Annotated in this window: 6 protein-coding genes and 1 pseudogene; 4 read left to right on the top strand and 3 right to left on the bottom strand. The window is 28.4% G+C overall.

Going from position 1 to position 8,992, the window contains the following annotated elements; all coding sequences use genetic code 11:
* Positions 1-126: 126 nt before the first annotated feature.
* Complete coding sequence (locus KPL55_RS24835) at positions 127-969, top strand: methyl-accepting chemotaxis protein (protein WP_216309441.1); 843 nt, start codon at positions 127-129, stop codon at positions 967-969.
* A gap of 507 nt (positions 970-1,476) precedes the next feature.
* On the top strand, positions 1,477-3,786 hold the full coding sequence (locus KPL55_RS24830; RefSeq protein ID WP_216309440.1) for an EAL domain-containing protein: 2,310 nt from the start codon (positions 1,477-1,479) through the stop codon (positions 3,784-3,786).
* Between the two features lie 899 nt (positions 3,787-4,685).
* Here KPL55_RS24830 and KPL55_RS24825 read toward each other — a convergent pair.
* Entirely contained in the window at positions 4,686-5,204 is a 519-nt protein-coding gene (locus KPL55_RS24825; RefSeq protein ID WP_281418912.1) for an HXXEE domain-containing protein, read from the bottom strand.
* Positions 5,205-5,381: 177 nt separating this feature from the next.
* Between KPL55_RS24825 and KPL55_RS24820 the strand changes: the two genes are divergently transcribed.
* On the top strand, positions 5,382-5,939 hold the full coding sequence (locus KPL55_RS24820; RefSeq protein ID WP_216309439.1) for a TetR/AcrR family transcriptional regulator: 558 nt from the start codon (positions 5,382-5,384) through the stop codon (positions 5,937-5,939).
* A gap of 262 nt (positions 5,940-6,201) precedes the next feature.
* On the top strand, positions 6,202-6,465 hold the full coding sequence (locus tag KPL55_RS24815) for a hypothetical protein (protein ID WP_216309438.1): 264 nt from the start codon (positions 6,202-6,204) through the stop codon (positions 6,463-6,465).
* A 1,037-nt stretch (positions 6,466-7,502) separates the two neighbouring features.
* On the opposite strand, the gene KPL55_RS24810 is transcribed toward KPL55_RS24815, so the two are convergent.
* Both KPL55_RS24810 and KPL55_RS24805 read right to left on the bottom strand, forming a co-directional pair.
* Positions 7,503-8,690, bottom strand: a complete 1,188-nt coding sequence (locus tag KPL55_RS24810; RefSeq protein WP_216309437.1) for an IS91 family transposase — start codon at positions 8,688-8,690, stop codon at positions 7,503-7,505.
* Positions 8,683-8,844 (bottom strand): annotated as a pseudogene (locus tag KPL55_RS24805) (tyrosine-type recombinase/integrase); the annotation flags it as partial. The gene KPL55_RS24810 and the pseudogene KPL55_RS24805, both read right to left, overlap by 8 nt.
* Positions 8,845-8,992: the final 148 nt, after the last annotated feature.

Genomic DNA, 8,992 nt, shown 5'->3' with positions numbered 1-8,992 from the left:
AAGTAATGATAAAGTAACAACTTTTATCTACTTTAATGACATATTTTTAAAATTAAATAGTCCAATTATTTTGCTTAAAGAAAGAGAATACACAAAATAATTTACACCCTCGAAATATCATTAAAAATGGAGCTTATTAATGAATCAGTAAAGCAAGTATCTTTAGGTGCAGAACAGTTAAGTGCCACTACAGAAGAAGTAAATGCAACAACAGAAAGTATTGCAGAGAATGTGGCGAGTGTTACTGAACGTGCAAAAAAGGGAACTGAGATTGCAAATAATATAGAAATAAAAGCTGAACAAGTTAGAAAAACTGCTGAAAATAGCTCTAGTACCACAAACAAATTATATTTGGAGAAGCAAGAAAGCATATTAAAAGCAATTGAAAATGGTAAGGTTGTTAGTGAAGTTAAGATAATGGCAGAGGAAATAGGAAATATAGCAAGTCAGACAAATCTACTAGCACTTAATGCAGCTATTGAAGCAGCAAGAGCAGGAGAACAGGGTAAGGGCTTTGCGGTGGTTGCTGATGAAGTTAGAAAATTAGCTGAAGCGTCAGCAACTACAGTTAAAAAGATTCAGGAGGTAACTGAAAAAGTTGAAAATGCATTTCAAAATCTTACGAGCAACGCTCAGGATGTATTGAGCTTTATTGATACTAAGGTTAAACCAGATTATGATTTGTTTGTAGATACAGGTAAGCAATACGGTGCAGATGCCGTAGAAACCAATAAGATATCCTCGGATATTGGAGCTTCAATGACTATAGTAAATGAAACTATATTCGAAATCAGAAATGCAATTGAAAATATATCGGCTACAGCTGAGGAATCGGTTGCTAGCTCCGAGGAAATATTAGCAAGTGTTAATGAATCTGTTATGGCAGTCCAAGAGATATCAAGATCTTCTCAATATCAAGCCGTATTAGCAGAGAAGCTAAATAACATAGTTCAAAAGTTTAAGTTATAAAATAAATATAAAAAAACTGATAGGACTTTATAAGTCTTGTCAGAAATTTTACGAGAATCAAAAAATATAAACATCTAGCCTATAGACTCAAAGTGAATATAACTCAATTATAATACTTTGTCCAATAAAAGGGGAGCAATTTATGTCTAGAAGAACTAAATATACAATAGAAGAAAAGTATGAATTTTAAATGAGTATGATAATGGTATTGAAATAATTTTTGAAATTCATTAATTGTAGCTAATTTTATCCACTGTTCCAAATACTTATTTAACAACTTTGGCGTATAAAACACGAACTTTATAAATAATCATATAAACTTAAGTATAGTAATCAAAAGAAAAAACACTACACTCATATATTAAGTTTTGTCTAATATAGCCGATAGAATATATATTCCTAACAAATAAAAGAAAAAGAATTAGGTAATTTAAGGTAGGAAACAAAACAATAAAAAAGGTCTATTACATATGTTTATGGGCAATAAATGCGGAATGAGTGATGAATGTGAAACTTTCAGTAAAATTATTCAAAGTTGTATCTTTAATAAGTTTAATTTTAATATCTTTTCTTTATATATTTTCAAAAAAATATTTATTAAATAGCTTCACTAATATTGAAGTTAATAAATCTCATACAGATGCCCAAGTTGTGCTTAATTATATTCAAAATGATCTTTATAAAATGGATTCTCTAAATATTGACTATGCAAGATGGGATGAATCATATGATTATGTTAATAATAGAAACAATGCTTATATAGAAAGCAATTTTAGTGACAAAACCTCTCTAGAAAGGGAAAAAATAAATTTTATTATCATCACTGACAACATTGGAAATATAGCCTATAAATTAAATATTAATGATAAGAAAAAGGGGACATTTACTGAAGATTTAGCTAAAAATACAACTTCAAATGTCTCTAAATTATTAAGTAACAGTAAAACTAAAAGTATTATGGGAATTACGCAATATAATGAAACTCCAATTTTAGTAGTTGCTGAAAGAATTACAAAAAATGATGGATCAGGACACAGTCCTGGTATTCTTATTTATGGAAAATATTACAATGAAGATCTAACAAAAAGGATTAATCAAAATACAAAGCTTCAGACAAGGTTAATTACTTATAATAAAGACTTGATTATTAATAGTGATTCTGCAAAGAAAGATACATTTGTTAAAGTAGCTAATGAAAAAACTATTACTAGTTACGGATTACTTAATAATATATTTTCTGAGCCATCATTTTTGGTAAAGATTACATTACAAAGGGATATTTTTAGTAACGCTAAAAGTACTATGAATTTTTATCTTTTAGTCATTTTGGTAGGTTTGATTTTGTTTACCTTAAGTTTTTTTATCTTAATCCATGTGTTTGTTGTAAGAAAAATTAATATTATAAACTTAGTAGTTGAGAATGTACATAATGCTCATGATGTATTCCCAAGTATAATATTAAATGGAAACGATGAGATTTCTGAACTTGGATCTAAATTTAACAATATGTTTAATAGATTAAAAAAATCTGATGAAATCATTGTTTCGCTTGCCGAGTATGACATTCTTACGGGTCTTTCAAACAGAAAAAACTTACTTGAAAACATTAGCAATTTACTAGAAAATGAAAAGGAAAATTTAGCTTTTTTCTTTATAGACTTGGATAAATTTAAAGCAATAAATGACACTTTTGGTCATGCGGTAGGAGATATAGTTCTTGTAGGGGTAGCAGAGAGATTGGTCAAGAATACAGGATTAAAGGATATAGTCAGTAGAATTGGTGGCGATGAATTCATAGTAATTATCAGAGACTTAAAGTATTCATCAAGTGCAACAGTGATTGCAGAAAAGCTCGTGAAAGAATTGTGCGAGGCTTTCATTTATAATGAGGAGCTCCTATATATCGGTGCAAGTATAGGCATTAGTTTATTCCCTGATCATGGAACTGATGTAGATACTTTAATAAAATATTCAGATTTGGCTATGTATGAGGCTAAGAAGAGCGGTGGACATAGATGCACTCTTTTTAACAACAGCATGAATGATGACAATATGCATAAATTAGAAATGGAAAAAAACTTGGGAAATGCTTTAGAAAAAAATGAATTTATAACTTATTATCAACCTATAATGGATTTAAAATCAATGAAAATCTCAAGTGCAGAATCTCTAATAAGATGGAAACGAGATGATAAATTTATACAACCTATAGAATTTATTCCAACTGCAAAGAAGATAGGTGAAATGGTAGAAATCGATAATTGGATGCTATATAATGCTTGCAAGCAGTGTAGGAAATGGCAGAAGTTAAGTAATAAGAATTTTAGTATATCCGTAAATACATCCTATAAACAACTAATTCAAGTTAATTTTGTCCAGTTAGTTATGAATATATTACACGATCAATTACTAGACCCTATGTATTTAAATCTTGAAATTACTGAAGGTGAGGCTATGGAGAACATTAATTTAGTAATAAAAGTACTTTTAGAATTGAAATCCCACGGAATTAAAATTTCAATGGATGATTTTGGCACAGGATATTCTTCCCTTAGTTGGTTAAGCAAACTTCCTATTGATACAATCAAAATAGATAGGTCGCTTATTATAGATTTAAATAACAATTCTAAAAACATAATTATAATTAAATCTATAATAGCAGTTGCTAATAGTTTAAATATTAAAATTATTGCAGAAGGAATTGAAACAAAAACAGAATCGGCTACATTAAAGGAACTCGGATGTGAATATATTCAAGGATATTTAATTGGGAAGCCAATGACTGCTTCTAATTTTCAACGTGATTTTATCAAATAAAAATATGTGATTTTATTTGCAAATAGAAAGAAAGGCATACAACATAAAAAATGTTATACTAATCAAAAAAAATGATATATTCAAAACGTAATTGCTTAGTTAAATTTAACTGAATGCCTAACAACATAGATAAACTAATACTTTAACAGAATAACGCCGTATCTAATGATACGGCGTTATTCGTAAGGTTATGAAAATCTAATTTGAATAAATAATTAGATAGGTGTGCAGGCATCTTTTAGCGAAAAATATACTCTAGCTCTAAACTTTTTTTATTCAAACTAGCAAACAACTGTATTAATGGAGCTATTTGAGTTGAATTCAACTAAAAACTAACACCCTTAATTACGACGGCCCACACACAATGATAGTTGATACTACTGAACTCTGTTCCACCCAAGTTCAGTATTCTTTTTTACTTAGTTTAGTATTTAATTCTAATTCCCCTTAAAAAGTAGAAGATGAAATATCCTAACTTTAAAGTTTGATGACTAGATATAAATACTTCAAGGGGACTCCTCCTTGAGGTATTTTGCTTTTTGAAGAATTAAATTTTAATAGATAGTTTGCGTTTTGATCACACTGTGAAGTAAAAAACATAAAACAAGCGTATCAAAAAACTATAGTTATATGATACATGAATAAATTGAGATACTAAGTTATGTAAACCCACTCAATAGGTTATAAAAATATTTCATATGATTTGATATGTTTTCTGATACACATTATAATAAAGCTTCTTTGAAAGGGATACATATCATTGGATAGGGGGTTCTAGTCATATAGCCAACGTTTGTGTTTAGCATATTTAACGTACTTTATAAAAAGTTCTAAAACTATATAAAAATAGCTATAAGTTATTTATAATATAACTTATAGCTATTTTACTTCTTTATTTTTCATTTATTTGAGAATTTATGTAATTGGTTATCAAAGTTTTTTTCTACACTGTGAAGAAAAACATAAATTGCAAACACAATTAATGAACCAGCAACAAAAGATAAGAGTATTTCAGTTAGGCTAAATCCTATTATTAATGTTGCAGTATAAAGAATGTAGATACTTAAAGGTAAAAATAAAATGGCGGTTATAATACCTGGAACATAATGTTTAAATTTTAAGGTCAATATAAAATGAGCTAAAATGAAGTGAGCTATAGTGGCAAAGAAAAGCCCATACCAAATATAATAGTTATTAAAAATAATTGAAAACAAGGCGGAAAACGAAATAATGAGAAATATAATTTCTACTCCAATTGAGAAGGACGCAGTACTTTTAAAATCTGCAAATGGTACTTTTTTCATCATACAAGTATCAATGTAATGCTTATATTTCTCCCGCCAAGCTGAAATAAATATAATTTCTTCAAAATCATGGATCATAAAGAGAATAGGAAATAACCAAACAATAGCGTACATATTATTAATATAAATCAACTCCATAAAATAATTTTAGCTTTTAGTCACACTAGAGAATTATATGCACACATGTGACATGTAACTATAAATATAGTATACTACATATATAAATAATATCAATGCCATTTAATTAAATACTACATACAAAAGAAATCGTGACATTTTAGGAGGGGTACTTTGGAAGAAAAAACAAGTCGATTTACTGAACAAACTAAGAAATGGTTAATTGAGGCCCTATTTAATTTAATGAAAGAAAAACCATACTCAATTATTACAGTTAAAGAAATAGCTGATAAAGCACAGTTATCAAGAAGAACATTTTATCGTAATTTTAAAGTTAAAGAAGATCTGCTATCTAAATACACTAATTATTTGTTTGATGACTATATAAAGACTATAAAAGAAAAAAATGATTTCTCGTTTAACAGCATACTCATTAATTATTTTGAATTTTGGGATAACCATATTAAAGAATTAGAATTACTAAAACAAAATCATTTGTTTTACTTTATCATGGAACAAATAAATTCATTTATTCCCAATATAAATGAATTTTCAGAGGTTCAATGGCATAATTACGATAACGCTATTGAAGAAGAATATATAAGCCGTTATAACATAGGTGGTCTTTGGAATGTATTGTATAAATGGATAGATAATAAAGAAAGAGAATCCCCTGAAGAGATGGTTCAAGTAATTAGAAAAGCAATTAGTAATTTTTCGCAATCAATTTAGGACAGTGATTTATAAAGGCTAAGGGCATTCAATATAATATATAAGTAAATATTAAACAAAATTTAGTTTTTATAAAATTAAGCCACAACACTGGAACAAACATAATTAATTGGAATAATTCAACTGCTATTAAGATTAGAATTTTAATTATAAAGATATAATTTGAGTGGTGGGCATGTTATTGTATTCAATGGTTGCGTTGTATAATAAATAAATATATAATATGACTATTAGCATATTTATTTATAGGTGGTGAAACATAATGAATCAAGAAATATTAAAAGCTTTAAGTAGTCTACTTGATGAAAAACTTAAACCAATATCAATTAAACTTGATGAAACATATCAAATAGTAAGAGCTTTAGAACACTCCGCAGAAGTAAATAAGGCTGAACATGATAAAATGGCCAATGATATAGCTCATATTAAGGGTGGAGTTGAATCTCTTAGAAAAGATATATCAACTGTTGAAGTAGTTACAGCTAGCAATTATGCTTATATAGCCGAATTAAAAGCCGTTAAATAAACCATTAAAGGTAAATATAAATTATCTTGAATGATTTTCTTTATTTGGATAAAAATTTATAATGTGAAAATGAAACATATAGGGGGATCATTGGAGTGTGTTAAAAATGATTCGTGTAAAGATAATATCTGTAGTCTAAAATAAATATAAAATGTAATAAAGAGATTACTGCTGTGATCCCAAAACTACATTATGAATTGCAGCGCACAAATCTACTAAAAGTGGCGCTAACCCTAATTAAAAATAAATATAAAATGAAAATCAACAAAATGGGCAATCAGGATAATATTATCTTGATTGCCCATTTTTGTTGATTTCATATGTATCCTATATCACTTTTTTAATACATTATAAGTAGTATAGTACAGTATATAGAATTATTTTTAGTTGTCTTGTCTGAACACCTTATTTTTTTAATCTTTCCATATGGGAGGTGATTCATATTGAAGAATAAGCGTAAAAAAAATCTTTTACAGGTGCCTAAACCAGTAAAAGACGGTTTTAATGAAGCTTTAAAGGAATACTCAATAAAAATTTTTAGTATATTATTGTTTTTTATTTTTAACCATTTTATAAATTTTTTTATAAATGTTTTTAGATATTTTCTGAAATAGGTGAATAAAGAAAGTCTGTAGTAGTTGACGCTATTATAGTCTTTCTTTGTTTTATATTTATTTATTATCTCTAGTTATATACTATAGCAATTAAACAATAATGTTGTCATTTTTTTTATTTGTACATTTTATAAAGTTCGTGTTTTGAATAGGTTTGGATTCAGATGTTGAGCCGACAAAACCTATCACCATAAGTATATACTTAAATGATGATAGCCACTAAAATTGCTCAATTTCTGAAACAAGCTTAAGAACGATGCCGCGTTAGTACTACTATGGCGATTCAATCTTTTCCTTCTTTCTGAAATCTGATTTAATACCAATTATATTAACTTTATTTTACATAAATATGTCTTTAATTCTTCTAGCTCTTCATTATTTTCTAAAAATAGACGTAACTTCCCCCTCCCCTAAATAAAGACTTTATGCTATTTTATTTGCTTCTCCTGGTGGAGAGTAATTTTGGCGATTCAACTTCTCTTTTGTAACCATTTTACCTTTACAACAGCATGAGCAGATATTTATATCTATTCCTGTCAGCTTTAAAAGAAGCTCCGCTGCACTTAACTTAACATACAAATTTTCACTAATACTTTGTACTGCACCTGTAAGTTTTTTGCATTTTTGAAGTTTAGTGGACCTATTTCTGTTGCTTAATATTCCATAGTGTCTAATTTTAACAAACTTTCTCGGTAAAACATGCATGAGAAATCTTCTAATAAATTCATCTACTGTAAGTGTCATAAATTTTTCTCTATTATGGTCTTTATAATCTCTCCATTTAAATGTTACATATCCATTTTCTAAATTTTCAATTCTGTGGTTAGCTATAGCCACTCTATGAGTGTATCTGCCAAGGTATTCAAGCACGTACTCCGCACTTCCAAAAGGAGGTCTACAATATACAATCCATTCCTTTTTATATGATTTATTTATGAAGTTCTGAAATATATACTTTTTTGTTAGCTCCTCAATTCCATTTGTATATTTAAGAGCATTACTATCATAAGCTCTTTTAAGGTAAAATAAAAATTTACCTCTAAACTTTCTTGAAAGCACTTTCACTGGAATAAAAAAGTCTTTTTTTGAGTTTATCCATCGGGTACCATCTAAAGTTAATCCACCACTTGGAACTATACAATGTATGTGTGGATGATTCACCAAATTCTGACCCCAAGTATGTAAAATAGACATAAATCCAATTTCCGCTCCCAAATATTTTTTATCTTTTGAAAGTTCAATTAACGTTTCTGAAACTGCTTTAAATAAAATAGAATACATTTCCTTTTGATTTGTTAGAGTTATATAGTTAAGTTCTTCAGGTATAGTAAAAACAACATGGAAATACCCTACGGGTAATAAATCTTCTTTTCTTTTATTAAGCCATCTTTCCTTGGCTAAAGTTTGGCATTTAGGGCAATGTCTATTTCGGCATGAGTTATAAGAAACCCTAACGTGACCACATTCATCACATTCGTCTACGTGACCACCTAGCTCTGCTGTTCTACAAGATTCGATAGAAATCATAGTTTTTTGAATATGCAAAGGAAGCTGATGATTTCTTCTATATTCACCACCATGTTTATTGAATATATCTTGAATCTCAATCATCTTTCTCTCCTAAGAGCGTATCCAATGGACTTTTTATATTAAGTAAATCTATCCTTCTAAGATGTAAATAAATTGTGGTAGTTGTAATTCGAGTATGTCCTAAAAGTCTTTGAATGTAGCAGATATCTGTACCAGCATCCAATAAGTGAGTCGCAAAGCTATGCCTCTTATGGGGAGCTCCCCATAATCGCCATTATGTAGAGTGTTATATTATGGTGAGTACTCAAATAAATTGGCTTATCTAGAGGGTTCCTATGTTATTTACTCACCATAATTGTTCATAATAAGTATATCAATGTTTT

Source organism: Clostridium lacusfryxellense (assembly GCF_018861735.1).
Lineage (GTDB): Bacteria > Bacillota > Clostridia > Clostridiales > Clostridiaceae > Clostridium_AD > Clostridium_AD lacusfryxellense.
This window is presented reverse-complemented; position numbering and strand designations above follow the sequence as displayed.